Genomic DNA, 16,275 nt, shown 5'->3' with positions numbered 1-16,275 from the left:
CGCAGGGGTGAATCAGGCCTCGACGAGGTCCACGGCGCGGATCGAGGTGGCCGAGATGGCCGACGCGATCTCGCTGAGGGTCTCGGCCGGGATCTCGGAGTCGACGGAGAGGGCGACCAGCGCCTGCCCACCCTTGGTGTCGCGGGAGACCTGCATGCCGGCGATGTTGACCTCGGCGCCGCCGAGGATCTGGCCGACGGTGCCGACCATGCCCGGGCGGTCGTCGTAGGTGAAGAACGCCAGGTGGTCGGTCGGCTCGATGTCGATGTCGTAGCCGTTGACCTCGACGATGCGCTCACGGCGCTGGATGCCGACGAGGGTGCCGGAGACCGAGACCTGCGAGCCGTCGGCAAGGGTGCCGCGCAGCGTGATCAGGTTGCGGTGGTCCTCGGACTCGGCCTCGGTGACGAGACGGACCGCGAGGCCACGCTCGGAGGCGAGCAGCGGCGCGTTGACGTAGGAGACCTGGTCCTCGACGACGCTGGTGAAGACACCCTTGAGGGCGGCCAGCTCGAGCACCTTGACGTCGTGGGCGGTGATCTCGCCGCGGACCTCGACGTCGAGCTGCGTGGCGACCTCGCCGGCGACGCCGGTGAAGATCTGGCCGAGCTTCTCGGTCAGGCCGATGCCGGGACGGACGTCCTCGGCGATGACGCCACCCTGGACGTTCACGGCGTCGGGGACGAGCTCACCGGCGAGGGCGAGGCGGACCGACTTGGCGACGGCGACGCCGGCCTTCTCCTGGGCCTCGTCGGTCGACGCACCGAGGTGCGGGACGGCGACGACGTTCTCGAACTCGAACAGCGGGCTGTCGGTGCACGGCTCCTTGGCGAACACGTCGAGGCCGGCGCCGGCGATGCGGCCCTCCTTGAGCGCGTCGTAGAGCGCGTCCTCGTCGACGATGCCACCGCGGGCGGCGTTCACGACGACCAGCGACGGCTTGGCCTTGGACAGCGCGTCCTCACCGATGAGGCCGATGGTCTCCGGCGTCTTCGGGAGGTGGACGGTCAGGAAGTCCGCCTCGGCCATCAAGGTGTCGAGGTCGACCATCTTGATGCCGAGCTGGGCGGCACGGCCCGGCTGGACGTAGGGGTCGTAGGCGATGACGTCCATGCCGAACGCCTGCAGGCGCTGGGCGACGAGGATGCCGATCCGGCCGAGGCCGACGATGCCGAGGGTCTTCTCGAACAGCTCGATGCCGGAGTACTTCGAGCGGGCCCACACGCCGTCCTTGAGCGCGGCGTGGGCGGGCGAGATGTTGCGCGCGGCGGCGAGCATCAGCGCGATGGCGAGCTCGGCGGCCGAGGTGATGTTGGACGTCGGCGCGTTGACGACCATGACGCCGGCCTGGGTGGCGGCCTTGACGTCGACGTTGTCCAGGCCGACACCGGCACGGGCGACGACCTTCAGCTTCTTGGCAGCGGCCAGGGCCTCGGCGTCGACCTTGGTCGCGGAGCGGACCAGGATCGCGTCGACGTCGGCGATGGCCGGCAGCAGCTCGGCGCGGTCGGCGCCGTTGCAGTGGCGGATCTCGAAGTCCGGGCCGAGCGCCTCGATGGTGGCGGGGCTCAGCTCTTCGGCGATGAGAACGATGGGACGATCAGTCACAGCGACAAACCTCGTGTACGAGTCAGGGATCAATTCCGCACGGCGCTGTGCAGCAGTGAGGTTACCGGACGAACAGTGCCTCGGCGAGGTAGTGGCCACGCCTCGGCGCCGGAGGTACGGCGAACAGCGCCGACCCGATGTGCGCGATGTACTCGTTGAGCAGGTCGGATCGACCCAGCTTCTCCTGCAGCGTGATGAACTGCTGCGGGTCCTTCATGAAGCCGATGAACAGCAGGCCGGCGTCGAGCAGGCCCAGGTCGTTGAGCCCGTCGGTGTAGTTGTAGCCGCGCCGCAGGATCTTCAGGCCGTTGTTGTTCTCGCTCGCGGCCAGCGCGACGTGCGACGTCTGGGCGATCGTCGGCTCGCCGTCGGTGGTGGCGTGGAAGTCCGGCTTGTCGTGCTCCTTGGTGCCGCTCAGCGGGGCCCCCTCGATCTTGCTGCGCCCGATGACGCGCTGCTGGTCGGCGACGTCGTCGCCGTCCCAGGTCTCGATGTCCATCCGGATCTTGCGGCTCACCAGGTAGGAGCCGCCGGTCATCCAGTCGACGTCGTCGCCGGGACCGACCCACGCGAACTCGTCGAGGTCGGCCGGCTCCTTGATGTTGCGGGTGCCGTCCTTGAAGCCCTGCAGGTTGCGGGGCGTGGACTGACCGGCACCGGCCGACGCGCGGCCGAAGCCCATCACGGTCCACCGGGTGTGCGCGACGCCCCGCGCCATCCGGGCGAGGTCGCGGATCGCGTGGTAGGCGACCTGCGGGTCGTCGGCGCACGCCTGCAGCATCAGGTCCCCGCCGGTCAGCTCGGGGCGCAGGGTGTCGCTGGGCAGGGCCGGCAGCGGCGCGAGCCTCTTGGGCCGCTTCGAGGCGAGCCCGAAGCGCTTGTCGAACACGCCCGGGCCCAGGCCCAGGGTCACGGTCAGGCCGGCCGGGCCGAGGTCGTAGGCCTCCCCCGTGTCGTCCGGTACGGCGCCCGCACGGTCCGGCTGGACGCTGCCGACCGGCAGGCCGGCCATCAGCTGGGCGATGCCGGCCGACCACTTCGCCAGCAGCACCTGCAGGTCGGTCGTCGTGGTGCCGTCGACGATGTCGAAGGTCATGAAGACGCAGTGGCGCTGCGGTGGTGTGGCGATGCCGGCCTGGTGATCGCCCGTGTAGAACTCGAAGGAGCGCTGCAGGTCGATCCAGTCGGGGTGGTCCGGGCCACCGTCGGTCGCCCGCGCGGCGGCGTACCCGCCCGCCACGCCGAGGACGATGCCGCCCCCGGTGCTGGCGAACAGGCCGCGACGAGACAGGCTCACGCGGTCGCGACCTTCTCGGCGATGCCACCCAACGCGTCGGCCAGCGCCTGCACGGGCTGGCTCACCCGCGGTGCGTCCTTCTTGCGCAGGGCCTCGGTCCACAGGCGGTAGCCGCCGATCTGGCTGTCGTCCTCGTAGCCCTTGAGCAGCTTGTCGACCGCGGCGAAGCGGTGGTCGATCGTCGCGACCAACGAGGCGTCGAGCTTGGTCAGGCCCGGTCGGAGCGCCTCGAACGCCTGGCGGGCGCCCTCGACGTTGTCAGCGAAGTCGGCGAGATCGGTGTGGCTGAACGCCTCCTCCTCGCCGCTGATCTTGTTGGACTGGACCTCCTCCAGCAGGCCGGCCGCGCCGTTGGCGAGGTCCTCGGGCTTGTAGGTGAGGCCCTTGGCCACCCCGGCGAGCGTGGTGACGTTCTTGGTGAGGTCCGCGGCGTACTTCTCGGTCTTCGCGGTGATCCTCCTGGCGCCGAACAGGTCACGCTCGACGGCGTGGAAGCCGCTCCAGCCCAGCTTCGGGTCGAGGCTGCTCTGCCGCATGTCGATGAGGTAGTCCAGGCTGCTGCTCGGGTCGGACGGGTCACCGCCGGGGAGCATGAAGCCCTCGATGTCGGTCTCGACCTTCTCGTAGAACGGGCGCGCGTCGGCGTACGCCTGCCGGGCCTTGCCCAGGTCGCCGGCCTCGACCGCGGTCTGCAGCGCCTTGACCGCGACGACCATGTCGTCGAGCTGACCGCTGACGTACGTGCCGTACTCGGCCGCGCCCTTCTGCAGCAGCTCGGCGGTGCTGCCGGTCGCCTTCGCGGCCTGACCGGTCACCTTCAGCTGCGTCTTCTCGGTGGCGGCCGCGGGGCAGTAGAGGGTGTACTCGCCGCCGCCGAGGGTCAGCGTGAGCGTGACCTCGGGCAGGCCGGTGACCACGTTCTCCTTCTCGCCGATGATCCGCTCGCCGTCGAGGACCTCGAACTCGGTGATGCCGGTGGCGCTCTGGTTCTTGACGTGGAAGGTCACCGGACCGGCCGGGACCTCGGTGGTGTCGTAGGCGCACTGGTCGCCGTTGCCACCCGACGTCATGGTCACGTTCACCTGGGCGGCGCCGCCGGCCTTCGCGTCGGCCTTGTCCTCGCTGCCGCACGCGGCGAGCGCGCCGAGGGCGAGGAGGGAGACCGAGGCGGTGAGGGCGTTACGCATTGCTCGGGACATGGTGGCCTTTCATCGGGGAGGGAGTACGCCGGCGCAGGGCCTGCCCGAGGAGGGCGGCTGCAGCGACGAGGAGGGACAGCGGGAACCAGCGCCGCCACAGGGGGCGGTCGTTGCCGGGATCCGCGGCAGGAGCGGTGGGTACGTCGACGGTGAACGTGCGCGAGGTGGCCAGACCGCCCTCGGACAGCGTGAGGATGTGGTGGCTGCCGTGCTCGACCCACGTCGCGGCGTACGGGCCAGGAGCGGTCTGCGGATTGATGCCGACCGGCACCCGCCCGTCGGTGTAGGTCGTCAGCGCGGTCAGGTCGAGCGTGCGCGGCAGCTGGGGCCGAGCGGTGGCGGCGGGCGGGACGGCCAGCGCCAGCACCGCAGCGCCGACAGCGAGCACGCCGGCGGTGGCGACCGTGAGCCGTCGCGCGGCCGGGCCCCGGGGGCCCAGCCGATCGGGGAGGTACATCAGGACCAGCATCGGCACGAGGTAGCACGCCCAGGCGAGGACCTCGACGACCCGCGGGTCGGGCTGGATGCCGAGGACGCCGGTGAAGAGGGCGGCGCGGACCGAGCCGTTGGGCGCGAGCCAGAACAGGTCGACGGTGCGGCTCTGGCCGATGTTGAGCCACCCCGCCTCGTGGGCCGTGCGGGCGGCGAAGAGCACCAACCCGGCGGCCACGAACACCAGGAAGATGCCGGTGTAGGAGAAGAACCGCTGGAGGTTCAGGCGTACGCCGCCGGCGTAGATCAGCCAGCCGAGCACGACCGCGCTCGCCAGGCCGAGGACCGCACCTGCGAGTGCGGCCGGCGCGCTGGAGGCGTTCTGGATGGTGGCGAGCAGGAAGACCGAGGTCTCGAAGCCTTCGCGCAGCACGGCGAGGAACGCCATGACGGCCAGCGCCGCGGTGGTGCCGGAGGCCATGGCGTCGGCCGCCGCGGACTCGAGGTCGCGCTTGAGGTGGCGCGCGTGCTGGCGCATCCAGACGATCATCCCGGTGACCATCACGACGGCGACCAGGGCGATGACGGTCTCCATGCCCTCCTGCTCGCGCTGGGGCAGGGACTCCTCGACCAGGTCGAGGAGCAGGCCGATGCCGATGCTCAGAGCGACGCCGGCGCTGACGCCGATCCACATGCCCCGCAACGAGGCGGAGTTGCGGCGCAGGAAGGTGGCGATGATCGAGACGATCAGCGCAGCCTCGAGACCCTCGCGGAGCAGGATCACGAAGGTGGGGAGCATCGGTCCGCCTCTCGTCGTTCTGGTCGCCGGGGACAGGGTTCGGAGCACGCGGGCAGGGCCTCGACCGCTCCAGTGAGGTAACACTAACTTAGGTAAGCCTATGCATTCCACTCCGGGTGGCGTGAGGGTCATCTCAGGGGCGATCCCAGGGGCCTGCCCGAGGCGCGGAGCCCTCGGCTCGCGGCAGGCTCGGGCCATGATCGAGATCCAGTCCCTCACGAAGCGCTACCGCGCCTTCACGGCGGTCGACGACGTGACCTTCACCGCGCGTCCCGGCCGCGTCACCGGCTTCCTGGGCCCGAACGGCGCCGGGAAGTCCACCTCCATGCGGGTCATGGTCGGGCTCACTCCCCCGACCTCCGGCACCGCGCGCATCCTCGGCCGCACCTTCACCGACCTTCCCAACCCTGGTCGCGAGGTCGGCGTGCTGCTCGACGCATCGGCCCAGCACGCCGGTCGCACCGGCCGCGAGATCCTCACCATCGCCGCGCGGACCATGGGCCTGCCCAAGGGCCGCGTCGAGGAGATGCTCGACCGGGTCAGCCTGACCGACACCGAGGCCTCGCGCCGGGTCCGCAACTACTCCCTCGGCATGCGCCAGCGGCTCGGCATCGCGGCCGCGTTGCTCGGTGACCCCGAGGTGCTCATCCTCGACGAGCCGGCCAACGGCCTGGACCCGGCGGGCATCCGCTGGATGCGCGACCTGCTCCGCGGGTTCGCCGACGAGGGCGGAACCGTCCTGCTCTCCAGCCACCTGCTGCACGAGATCGAGGTCATCGCCGACGACATCGTGATGATCGGCAACGGCCGCATCGTGGCCGAGGGCACCAAGGAGGAGCTGCTCGCCGGCGGTGGCACCCTGGTCCGCGCTGCCGACCAGGCGGCCCTGGTCGCCGCGCTGCGCCGCGCCCACCTGCCCGCCCGCGTCGGCGCCGCGGGCGTCGTGCTCGCCGAGGGCGAGCTCGCCGCCGTCGGACGGGCCGCCTTCGACGCCGGCATCGCCCTCACCGAGCTGCGCGCCGCCGACGGCGCCGGCCTCGAGGAGATGTTCCTGTCCCTCACCGCGCAGAGCCAGCGCGACCACCTCTCCAGCACCTCGACCACCGAAGGAGACGCAGCATGAGCACGGCGACCCTCGACGCACCCGCCCCGTCCGGCGTACCCCAGCAGCGCCGTGCGCCCGCACCGATCCCGTTCACCCGCCTGCTCGCCGTCGAGTGGCGCAAGATGTTCGACACCCGCTCGGGCTTCTGGCTGCTGGCCGGCGTCGCGATCCTGGCGCTGATCGCCACGGCCGCGACCATGATCTTCGGCAACCGCGCGACGCTGACGTACGGCGACTTCGCCCAGGCGGTCGGCATCCCGACGACCGTCATCCTGCCGGTGCTGGGTGCCCTGTCGGTCTCCAGCGAGTGGGGCCAGCGCACGTCGTTGACCACCTTCACCCTCGTGCCGAGCCGCGGCCGGGTGATCGGAGCGAAGCTCGCGGTGATCATCGCCGTCGGCCTCGTCTCGCTGGTCGTCGCGCTCGGCGCCGGCGCGCTGGGCAACCTGCTCAACGCCGGGCTCGCGGGCGTCTCCCCCGTCTGGGACCTCGACCTCGGCGTGCTCTCGCAGATCGTGCTCGCCGACCAGATCGGCATGCTGATGGCGTTCATGCTCGGCGTGCTGTTCCGCAGCTCCCCGGCCGCCGTCGTCGGCTACTTCGTCTATGCCCTGGTGCTGCCGGGCGTCTCGGGCGCGCTGGCCGGGGCGCAGCAGTGGTGGGCCGACAACGCCGGCTGGTTCGACCTGCGCAGCGCGTCCATCCCGTTGTACGACGCCGGCGTCACCGGCCAGCAGTGGGCCCAGCTCGGGGTCTCCTCGCTGATCTGGCTGTTCGTGCCGCTCGCCCTCGGCCTGCGAGCCCTGTTGCGGGCCGAGGTCAAGTGACCAGCAGGTCCAACGGCCGCTGAACCATCAGCTCGGCGGTCACCGGGCCGCGACCGTGCTCGAGGGTGCCTCGCATCCTGAGCCGGATCGCGGCCCGTTCGGCGTTCTCCAGGACCACGACACCATCCACGCTGTCGGGGTAGGTGGTTCCGGTCAGCGCCGTCCGGCCGACCCAGCCGCCGACCTTGTCGACGGTGTACGTCGCACCGCCCTGCGTGAACGTCGTGGCTCCCAACCGGGCGACCAGCACGGCCGTCCACGGCTCACTCCTCGGCGCCCACCCACGGCCGGGCCAGTACGGCGTCCGCACGACCGAGAGCTTGCCGCAGATGGTGGCGACACGACCTCCGGCCGCCGGCTGCTCGGCCGCGAACGGGCACCTCACCGCCCGCGCCGGCGTACGGACCAATGCCCGGAGGGCGCGCTCGGGGGCCGAGGCCGGTCCGTGGGCGGGCGCGTCGAGGGTCTGCCCGGCGTACGTCGCGGTGACGTCGATCCGGGCCGCCTCGGCGCCGTGGGGCAGGGCGACGTACCAGGACGTCACCGACGCCGGCCGCAGCGCGACGCCCTGCACGCGGTAGGGCGATCCGAGGGTGCGCACCGTGCCCGAGAAGCTCACGGCGACCTGCGTCTCCTGCGCGGAGACGGCCAGCCGGCCGCCCCAGGGCGCGGCGGCGGCGTCGAGGCTCAACCCCACCGGCACGTACGTCGACCCCGCCGGCGGCTCGTGCCGCTGGCCGTCGTGCGACGCGCTCGTCGAGACGGAGCCCGTCGGCTCACCGAGGGTGATGTGCAGGGTCCCGGTCGGCAGCACGAGCGTGCGCTCCGTGCCCGTGAGCGGGGCCGCGGCCCGGGCGACCACGACGTCGGTCGAACCCGACGTCCCGCCACATCCGGCGAGCGAGACCGTCAGCAGCACCAGCAGCACCAGCGGCACGGCGGGTGCTCCGATCCGACGGATCACAGCAGCCCGGCGCGTTCCATCCGCGGGCGGACGTAGATGTCGAAGTGCAGGCGCTGCCACTTCGCGCTGTGGTCGGCGAAGCAGGCGTCAGCGGCCTCGCAGCACCGCGCGACGAAGGACGGGGCGTCGAGGCGCAACGCCGCGTCGTCGACCGTGGCCCCGACGTGGCAGTTGCCGATGAGCGTGAACCGGACCAGGCCGTCCGCCGACGCACCCTGAGCCGACAGCTCGCGCAGCCGCTCGAAGTACTCGCGCTGCTCGTCACTGGCGTACTCACGGACCGGACGGATCGGCATCCCCGCGACCTCGCTGCTCAGGTCGTAGTAGGCCCGGGTGCGCTCGACGTACAGCGCCTTGCCGGCGCCGGCGAGCTCGCTCTCGATCGCCGACCGGCTCGCGCGCGAGAACCAGGAGGGATCGATGTCGCCGCGGATCGAGCCGTCACCGGTCATCCGGACCTCGATCAGCCCACCCGGGGAGCGGGCGACGTACCCGGTCTCCGTCCAACGGCGGTCGAACTCGCTCACCTGCGGCTCAGGCGTCATAGCCGGCCATCGAGGGGTCGTTCACGGGGTGGTGCGCCGCGCCGGTGATCGCGGGCTCGGGCAGGCAGAAGACCTTCCAGTTGTTGTCGAGGACGCCCACGGCCTGGTTCATCGCCGTCCAGATCCGCTCCTCGCCGTCGATCGCATGCTGCTTGATCGCCTTGAGCGCCTTGTCGAGGCTGCTGAGCACGTGGTCGGAGGACCCTCCGTCGAGCGTCATCGAGTCGTTGTCACCGACCTGCCCACTGGCTGCGCCGATGCCGGTGGCGGTCACGGTCAGGCCGGCGGCGACGGCCGGAAGGGCCGCCCCGGAGAGACCGTCGGTGAACGGGATCGCGATCACGGCTGCGGCGATCGTGAGCACCGCGACCCACTCGGCGCCGCCCTTGTTGCCGGCCTTCTTCATGTACTCGATCGCCTGGGTGGACACCTTGTCGAGGTCGTCGCGCATGGTCTGCCACACGGCGGCCTCGGCGTTGATCGCGTTGAGCAGGACCGACAGAGCGGCGTACTGGGAGCTGGCCGTCGGCACGAACTCGTCGGCGTAGTTGGTCTTGTACTTGTCGGCCGCGTCGCCGGTCCAGTCCGTCAGGAGGTCGCCGCTGGACCCGACCTTGCTGAGGTTGGGGTTGTGCCCGCCGAGCGAGGACGCCCCCGTGATCGGGTCGGTGGTGTGCCCCTCGGTGGCGAGCAGCGCCATGGCACTCGCGATGTTCTGGCAGTAGCCGGAGAAGGTCTCGGGCCAGGGGATGTCGAGGAAGTCGTTGTAGACGTTCTCGACGCCGGCCATCATCTTGCCGGCCTCGTCGTACATGGTGGGGCTTCCCCCGCCCCACCGGGTCATCTCCTGGTACGCCGCATTGATGCCGGCATCCTTGAGCTGCTGGGCCCGTCCGGGAAGATCGGACACGTCGAAGGTCATCTCAGTCGTCCTCCTGCAGCGACTTCTTCTTGGCGTTGAACGCGTCGCGACAGCTGGCATCGGTCGCGGCGTACTCGTCGGCGACCCAGACCAGGGCCGCGCCGACGGCCGTCACCGCGGTCTGCGTGTCCAGCAGCATCTTGTTCACCCGGTCGAGCATGTTGTCCAGGCTGGCTCCGGGGTCGGAGCCGATGCCGTTGCCCCGGCGGCAGAAGCCGGAGATGGACACCGGGATGTCGGACCATGCCGTCCCGTAGTCCACCGCCACGAGGTGCAGGTCGTGCTTGCCCGCATGCCACAGGGCTCCCAGATCCGCGCCCAGGACTGCGCCGTGCTTACCGGTCACCGAGATACCTTTCGCCGAGTCGATCGCGCCCAGCCTGCCCGCGGCAGGCTCGCCCAAACGCCCCAGCCAGAATCGCTCAGATGGCGCAGCCGTCCGGGCCGCAGACGCCGTCGGCGTCGGCGTCGGCGATCATCTCGACGGCCGGGTGGGACTCGTCCCAGGCGCGCTGCAGGACCTGCGCGAACGCGTCGGCGGGCTGTGCACCGGAGACCCCGTAGCGACCGTCGATGACGTAGAACGGCACGCCGGTGGCGCCGTACGCCGCGGCCTGCTGCTGGTCGGCGTACACCTCGTCGGTGTACTCGGTGCCGGCGAGCACCTCCTGGACCCGACCGGCATCGAGGCCGGTCTCGAGTGCGAGGTCGCGCAGGACGGCGTGGTCGGCGACGTTGGCCGCCTCGATGAAGTACGCCGTCAGCAGCCGCTCCTTGAACGCACCCTGGAGCGTCGGCCCGCCGGTGGCGAGCGCGAGGTGGAGCAGGCGGTGGGCGTCGACCGTGCCGACGCGCTGGGAGCTGTGGTGGCGCCAGATCATGCCCTCCTCGGCGGCGACCGCCTCGACGCGGTCGATCATCTCGCGCCCGGCAGCCTCACCCCCGCCGTACTTGCGACCCAGCGCCTGCGCGACCGTCTCGACCGGCTCGGTCGGCGCGCCCGGATCGAGCTGGAAGGAGTGCCAGACGACCTCGACGTCGTCCTCGGTGATCGAGCCTGTCGAGATCAGGCCGTCCAGGGCCTTCTCGATGCGGCGCTTGCCGATGAAGCACCACGGGCAGACCACGTCGGACCAGATGTCGATGCGCATGGAAGCTCCAACAGAGCGGACCGCGCGAAGATTCCTGACCGGCGATCACCCTCCGAGCGGCGGCAGGTCCTTCGGGAGGAGGTCGACGATCGGGACCTCGAGCACCTGGCTCAGCGCGATGATCGTCGTCAACCGCGGGTTCATCGGCGTCCCGGGACGGGACTCGCCCTTCTCGAACTTCTGGTAGGTGAAGCCGGCGATGCCCGCGAGGTGGGCCACCTTCTCCTGGCTCAGCCCTCGCGCCATCCGCGCCCGCTGCAGGTTGGTGCCGAGCTGGCGCGCGTACTGCTCCCAGGTGATTGCCCTGCCCCGCGCCGCCACAGCGAACATCATTCGCGTGTGGGCACTTCTGAGCGACCATATGCGTATGGGTTTGTTCGAGTCATCCAGCTCGCTGTGGATAACAGGACGCGTCCGGGGCCCGATGTCGCCGCCCGCCCGTACGGTCACCAGGACCGAGGCGGATCTGACAGGGGCGGTGACATGACCGTGGACGCGACACCCAGCTGGCTCAACGAGGCCTGCCCATCGTGGTGCGTCCGGACCCACCTGGAGGACGACCATCCCGACGATCGCCGGCACCAGGGCGAGGCCGAGGTGCTGACGCTGCTGCTCGCCGAGGACGCCATCCCCAGCGAGCGGACCACCTCGGTGGAGGTCGTCGTCCTGATGGACCGCCCGGTCGGCGGCGCGCAGGACTGGATACGGATCGAGGCGACCGAGCAGGCGCGGCCGCGCATCGCCTTCACGGCCGAATCCGCGCGCGACCTGCAAGAGCGGCTGCGCGGCGCGACGCGGGACCGCGACCTCGACGGAGAGGACGCGATCCTCCCTGCGGTCGAATAATCGCAAAACCCATATATGGCCATACGTATGTGCCTAGGCTCTCGACGCGGCTCGCCACGAGCCCCGCCCTGATGTCGAAACGAAGGAAGACGATGAGCTTCGACCAGCCCGAGATGCAGCCTCCGCCCCCTCCGCACGGTGGGCAGCCCAGCGCCGCACCCGCCACCCCCGAGCAGCGCAAGCGCAACCTTGCGCAGGCCGTGCAGAGCGAAGTCGTCGCCGGCTGGCGCGTCGAGTCGCAGACCGACGAGTCCGCCGTCCTGGTCAAGGGCGGCGTCACCAACCACACGCTGCACCTGATCCTGACGCTGATCACCTGCGGAATCTGGAGCCTGGTCTGGCTGGTCATGGTCCTGGTCAACCAGCGCAAGACCGTGATGCTGCGCGTCGACGACTACGGCAACATCCTCCGGACGCAGGGCTGATCGGCATGTCGAACTGGGGACCGCAGACCACGAACATCGACAATCGCGCCTGGTACAAGAAGCCGATCGGCATCGCCGGGATCATCGGCGGCATCGTCGTGGTCGGCGGCATCGCCGCGGCCAGCGGAGGCGGTGGCGGCAGTGACAGCGGAAGCTCGGCGCCGCACACGCCGGCAGCCAGCTCCCATGGCCACGGCAAGTCGCCGTCGGCAGCGGCCACGTCCTCCGCCCCGGCGCCCAAGGCCACGTGGAAGACCGTCGCGAAGCTCAAGGGCAGCACCGACGGATCCGGGCCCGACTTCCACCTCAACGGGTGTGACACCCGGATGAAGTACTCCGTCAACGGCGGCAGCTCCGTGGTCGTCGCGTTCTACGTGATGGACTCCGGCAAGCAGCTCATGAAGGACGGTGGGTTCCCGGTCGCGTCACCGACGAAGTCCGGTGCAGGAGAGACCTCGCTGCACGAGGACGCTGGCGACTACTACCTCAACGTCGTCGCCGCCAACGCGAGCTGGAGCGCCAAGGTCCAGGAGAAGTGCTGATCTAGGCACCACGTCACGTGCCGTCGACGTCGCCAGACCTCGACCAACGGGGTGCACGAGCACGAAGGCCCGCCGGGGACTCCCCCGGCGGGCCTTCGTGCTCGACGCGCTGGTTCAGCGGGCCGCGGAACCCGGGCGCTCGCTTCGCTCGCGCCTGGTTCCTTGCTCGGCGGAAACGCAGACACTCGCAAGCTCGCGCCCGCGTTTCACCTCGCTGCGGAACCCTCGACGTAGTCGGTGTCCTGCTGCTTCCACGAGAACAGGCCGCGGAGCTTCTGGCCGGTCGCCTCGATCGGGTGCGCGGCACCCTTGGCACGGAGCTCGAGGAACTCCTTGGCGCCGTTGTCCTGGTCGTCGATGAAGCGCTGGGCGAACGCACCGCTCTGGATGTCGGCGAGGACCGCCTTCATGTTCTCCTTCACCGACGGGTCGATGACGCGGGGGCCGGAGACGTAGTCGCCGTACTCAGCGGTGTCGGAGACGGACCAGCGCTGCTTGGCGATGCCGCCCTCCCACATGAGGTCGACGATGAGCTTGAGCTCGTGCAGGCACTCGAAGTAGGCGACCTCGGGCTGGTAGCCGGCCTCGGTCAGGGTCTCGAAGCCGTACATGACCAGCTGCGAGACGCCGCCGCACAGGACGGCCTGCTCACCGAACAGGTCGGTCTCGGTCTCCTCGGTGAAGGTCGTCATGATGACGCCCGCGCGGGTGCCGCCGATGGCCTTCGCATAGGACTTCGCGAGCTCCAGCGCGTTGCCCGAGGCGTCCTTCTCGACCGCGATGATGTCCGGGATGCCGCGGCCGGCGACGTACTCACGCCGCACGGTGTGGCCCGGCGCCTTCGGGGCGACCATGATCACGTCGACGCCCTCGGGCGCCTCGATGTAGCCGAAGCGGATGTTGAAGCCGTGGCCGAAGACCAGGGTGTCGCCCTCGGTGATGTGGGGCGCGATGTCCTCGGCGTAGATCTTCCGCTGGTGCTGGTCGGGCGCGAGGATGACGATGACGTCGGCCTCCTCCACGGCCTCGGCGACGGTGAGGACGCGCAGGCCCTCCTCCTCGGCCTTGGCGATCGACTTCGAGTCGGCCTTGAGGCCGATGCGCACGTCGACACCGGAGTCGCGCAGGTTCAGCGCGTGGGCGTGACCCTGGCTGCCGTAACCGATGACAGCGACGTTCTTGCCCTGGATCAGGCTCAGGTCGGCATCGTCGTCGTAGAACATCTCAGCCACAGGGGCTCTCCTTCTGGATGGGTTTGCTGGGTTGATGATCAGGAGGCGGCCGGAGGAACCGGTACGCCGACGGGCTTGGTGCGCTCGGAGATCGACCGGGATCCGCGGCCGATGGCGACCATGCCGCTCTGCACGAGCTCGCGGATGCCGAACGGCTCCAGCACGCGCAGGAAGTCGGAGATCTTGCCGGCGTTGCCGACGATCTGGACGGTCACCGCATCGACGGAGACGTCGATGACCTTGGCGCGGAACAGCTGCACCGAGTCGAGGATCTGGCTGCGGGTCTCGGCGGTCGCGCCGACCTTGACCATCACGAGCTCGCGGTTGACCGAGCTCTCGGTCTCGAGCTCGACGATCTTGATGACCTCGACCAGCTTGTTGAGCTGCTTGGTGACCTGCTCGAGCGGCGAGCCCTCGACGTTGACCACGATGGTCATCCGGGAGATGCCGTCGTGCTCGGTCGGCCCGACCGCGAGCGACTCGATGTTGAAGCCGCGGCGGCCGAACAGGGCCGCGATGCGGGTCAGGACGCCGGGCTTGTCCTCGACGAGGACGGACAGGGTGTGCTTGGCCATGTCGATGTTCCTCAGAGGTCGTCTTCGTCGAACTTCGGCGCGAGGTCACGCGCGTACTGGATGGAGTCGTTGCTCGCGCCACCGGCGATCATCGGCCACACCATGGCGTCCTTGTGGACCCGGAAGTCCACGACGACGGGCTGGTCGTTGATCGACATGGCCTTCTCGATGGTCGCGTCGACGTCGGCGGCGTTGTCGCAGGACAGGCCGACACAGCCGTAGGCCTCCGCCAGCTTCGGGAAGTCCGGGATACGCACTTGCTTGTCGTGCTTCTGCAGGTTGGTGTTGGAGTAGCGCTCGCTGTAGTAGAGCGTCTGCCACTGGCGGACCATGCCGAGGTTGTCGTTGTTGATGACAGCGACCTTGATCGGGATGTCGTTGATCGCGCAGGTGGCCAGCTCCTGGTTGGTCATCTGGAAGCAGCCGTCACCGTCGATGGACCACACGGTGGCGTCCGGGCAAGCGACCTTGGCGCCCATCGCGGCGGGCACGGAGTAGCCCATGGTGCCGGCGCCGCCGGAGTTCAGCCAGGTGTTGGGGTTCTCGTAGCCGATGAACTGCGCGGCCCACATCTGGTGCTGGCCGACACCCGCGGCGAAGATCGCCTCCGGGCCGGAGATCGCACCGAGCCGCTCGATGACGTACTGCGGGGCGAGGCCCTCGGCGGGGGTGTCGTAGCCGAGCGGGTACTGCTTCTTGATGCCCGCGCAGAAGTTGACCCAGCCCTCGTAGTCGCCCTGGACGCCGTCGGCCCTGAGCAGCGCGACGAGGTCGGTGACGACCTCCTTGATGTCGCCCACGATCGGGACGTCGGCAAAGCGGTTCTTGCCGATCTCGGCCGGGTCGATGTCGGCGTGGATGACCAGGGCGCCGGGCGCGAAGCTGGACAGGTCACCGGTGACGCGGTCGTCGAACCGCGCACCCAGGCTGATGATCAGGTCGCTCTTCTGCAGCGCCGCCACGGCCGGGACCGTGCCGTGCATGCCGGGCATGCCGAGGTGCTGCGGGTGGCTGTCGGGGAACGCACCCCGAGCCATCAGCGTGGTGACGACCGGGATGCCGGTGAGCTCGGCGAGCGCGCGCAGCTCCTTGTGGGCGCCGGAGCGGATGGTGCCGCCGCCGACGTACAGGACCGGCCTGCGGGCCGCCGCGATCAGGCGGGCCGCCTCGCGGATCTGCTTGGCGTGCGGGCGGGTGACCGGGCGGTAGCCCGGGAGGACGATCTCGCTCGGCCACTGGAACGTGGTCGAGGCGGTGAGCGCCGACTTGGCGACGTCGACCAGGACCGGACCCGGGCGACCGGTCGAGGCCAGGTGGAACGCCTCGGCGATGCGGACCGGGATGTCGGCCGGGTCGGTGACCAGGAAGTTGTGCTTGGTGATCGGCATGGTGATGCCGCGGATGTCCGCCTCCTGGAAGGCGTCCGTGCCGATGAGGGCCTCGGGCACCTGGCCGGTGATCGCGACCATGGGGACGGAGTCCATGTAGGCGTCGGCGATCGGGGTGACCAGGTTGGTCGCGCCCGGGCCGGAGGTGGCGATGCACACGCCGGTGCGGCCGCTGGCCGAGGCGTAGCCCTCGGCGGCGTGACCCGCGCCCTGCTCGTGGCGCACCAGGATGTGACGGATCTTGGAGTCCATCAGCGGGTCGTACGCCGGAAGGATGGCCCCACCCGGGATGCCGAAGATGTCGGTGACGCCGGCCGCCTCGAGGGAGCGGACCAGGCTCTGTGCTCCGGTGATCGTCTCGCCCGAGCCGTGCTGCTCGCTCATCGCTACTTCCTTCATGACTGGTGGTTCGAGGCCG

At 70.2% G+C, this 16,275-nt stretch carries 18 protein-coding genes; 5 read left to right on the top strand and 13 right to left on the bottom strand.

What is annotated here, in order from left to right:
• Window positions 1-12 precede the first annotated feature (12 nt).
• From serA to efeU, 4 genes are all read right to left on the bottom strand, one after another.
• Complete coding sequence (serA, locus tag ACYVJ3_RS11390) at window positions 13-1,608, bottom strand: phosphoglycerate dehydrogenase (protein WP_460853104.1); 1,596 nt, start codon at window positions 1,606-1,608, stop codon at window positions 13-15.
• A gap of 61 nt (window positions 1,609-1,669) precedes the next feature.
• Window positions 1,670-2,905: a Dyp-type peroxidase gene (locus ACYVJ3_RS11385; protein ID WP_460853103.1), complete on the bottom strand. Its 1,236-nt coding sequence runs from the start codon at window positions 2,903-2,905 to the stop codon at window positions 1,670-1,672.
• Entirely contained in the window at window positions 2,902-4,092 is a 1,191-nt protein-coding gene (efeO, locus tag ACYVJ3_RS11380) for an iron uptake system protein EfeO (RefSeq protein WP_460853102.1), read from the bottom strand. Before efeO ends, ACYVJ3_RS11385 begins: the two co-directional genes overlap by 4 nt.
• Entirely contained in the window at window positions 4,085-5,335 is a 1,251-nt protein-coding gene (efeU, locus tag ACYVJ3_RS11375) for an iron uptake transporter permease EfeU (RefSeq protein WP_460853101.1), read from the bottom strand. Before efeU ends, efeO begins: the two co-directional genes overlap by 8 nt.
• A 196-nt stretch (window positions 5,336-5,531) precedes the next feature.
• Between efeU and ACYVJ3_RS11370 the strand changes: the two genes are divergently transcribed.
• Complete coding sequence (locus ACYVJ3_RS11370) at window positions 5,532-6,458, top strand: ABC transporter ATP-binding protein (protein WP_460853100.1); 927 nt, start codon at window positions 5,532-5,534, stop codon at window positions 6,456-6,458.
• Entirely contained in the window at window positions 6,455-7,267 is an 813-nt protein-coding gene (locus ACYVJ3_RS11365; protein ID WP_460853099.1) for an ABC transporter permease, read from the top strand. The genes ACYVJ3_RS11370 and ACYVJ3_RS11365 overlap by 4 nt, the downstream gene beginning before the upstream one ends.
• Here the strand turns inward: ACYVJ3_RS11365 and ACYVJ3_RS11360 are convergent.
• From ACYVJ3_RS11360 to ACYVJ3_RS11335, 6 genes are all read right to left on the bottom strand, one after another.
• Entirely contained in the window at window positions 7,260-8,204 is a 945-nt protein-coding gene (locus tag ACYVJ3_RS11360) for a hypothetical protein (protein ID WP_460853098.1), read from the bottom strand. The two genes, ACYVJ3_RS11365 and ACYVJ3_RS11360, sit on opposite strands and share 8 nt — an antisense overlap.
• Before the next feature lie 23 nt (window positions 8,205-8,227).
• Window positions 8,228-8,758 (bottom strand): hypothetical protein, encoded by a 531-nt coding sequence (locus tag ACYVJ3_RS11355; RefSeq protein ID WP_460853097.1) that lies wholly within the window; start codon window positions 8,756-8,758, stop codon window positions 8,228-8,230.
• A gap of 7 nt (window positions 8,759-8,765) precedes the next feature.
• Window positions 8,766-9,698 carry a hypothetical protein gene (locus tag ACYVJ3_RS11350; protein WP_460853096.1) on the bottom strand — a complete coding sequence of 311 codons (933 nt, stop codon included), beginning with the start codon at window positions 9,696-9,698 and terminating at the stop codon, window positions 8,766-8,768.
• Window position 9,699: 1 nt separating this feature from the next.
• Window positions 9,700-10,044 carry a hypothetical protein gene (locus tag ACYVJ3_RS11345; protein WP_460853095.1) on the bottom strand — a complete coding sequence of 115 codons (345 nt, stop codon included), beginning with the start codon at window positions 10,042-10,044 and terminating at the stop codon, window positions 9,700-9,702.
• A gap of 76 nt (window positions 10,045-10,120) precedes the next feature.
• The gene (locus ACYVJ3_RS11340; protein WP_460853094.1) at window positions 10,121-10,849 is read right to left on the bottom strand and encodes a DsbA family oxidoreductase; all 729 of its coding nucleotides are present in this window, start codon (window positions 10,847-10,849) and stop codon (window positions 10,121-10,123) included.
• 45 nt (window positions 10,850-10,894) lie between these two features.
• The gene (locus ACYVJ3_RS11335; protein ID WP_460853093.1) at window positions 10,895-11,170 is read right to left on the bottom strand and encodes a helix-turn-helix domain-containing protein; all 276 of its coding nucleotides are present in this window, start codon (window positions 11,168-11,170) and stop codon (window positions 10,895-10,897) included.
• A 162-nt stretch (window positions 11,171-11,332) separates the two neighbouring features.
• On the opposite strand from ACYVJ3_RS11335, the gene ACYVJ3_RS11330 reads away from it, so the two are divergent.
• The 3 genes from ACYVJ3_RS11330 to ACYVJ3_RS11320 all read left to right on the top strand — a co-directional run bounded on the left by ACYVJ3_RS11330 (window position 11,333) and on the right by ACYVJ3_RS11320 (window position 12,662).
• A complete protein-coding gene (locus tag ACYVJ3_RS11330) occupies window positions 11,333-11,695 on the top strand; it encodes a DUF6907 domain-containing protein (protein ID WP_460853091.1) in 363 nt (120 codons plus the stop codon).
• Between the two features lie 92 nt (window positions 11,696-11,787).
• Window positions 11,788-12,120 carry a hypothetical protein gene (locus tag ACYVJ3_RS11325; protein WP_460853090.1) on the top strand — a complete coding sequence of 111 codons (333 nt, stop codon included), beginning with the start codon at window positions 11,788-11,790 and terminating at the stop codon, window positions 12,118-12,120.
• A 5-nt stretch (window positions 12,121-12,125) separates the two neighbouring features.
• Complete coding sequence (locus ACYVJ3_RS11320; RefSeq protein WP_460853089.1) at window positions 12,126-12,662, top strand: hypothetical protein; 537 nt, start codon at window positions 12,126-12,128, stop codon at window positions 12,660-12,662.
• Between the two features lie 206 nt (window positions 12,663-12,868).
• Here the strand turns inward: ACYVJ3_RS11320 and ilvC are convergent, their stop codons facing one another.
• From ilvC to ACYVJ3_RS11305, 3 genes are read right to left on the bottom strand one after another with little or no spacing between them, the layout of a single operon-like run.
• Complete coding sequence (gene ilvC, locus ACYVJ3_RS11315) at window positions 12,869-13,894, bottom strand: ketol-acid reductoisomerase (protein ID WP_460853088.1); 1,026 nt, start codon at window positions 13,892-13,894, stop codon at window positions 12,869-12,871.
• Between the two features lie 38 nt (window positions 13,895-13,932).
• Window positions 13,933-14,469: an acetolactate synthase small subunit gene (gene ilvN, locus ACYVJ3_RS11310; RefSeq protein WP_460853087.1), complete on the bottom strand. Its 537-nt coding sequence runs from the start codon at window positions 14,467-14,469 to the stop codon at window positions 13,933-13,935.
• An 11-nt stretch (window positions 14,470-14,480) separates the two neighbouring features.
• Window positions 14,481-16,241 (bottom strand): acetolactate synthase large subunit, encoded by a 1,761-nt coding sequence (locus tag ACYVJ3_RS11305; RefSeq protein WP_460853086.1) that lies wholly within the window; start codon window positions 16,239-16,241, stop codon window positions 14,481-14,483.
• Between the last annotated feature and the right edge of the window lie 34 nt (window positions 16,242-16,275).

The sequence above is a fragment of the Nocardioides montaniterrae genome, assembly GCF_054782655.1.
Note: the sequence above shows the minus strand (reverse complement) of the source record. Positions and strands in the feature narration are given on the sequence as shown.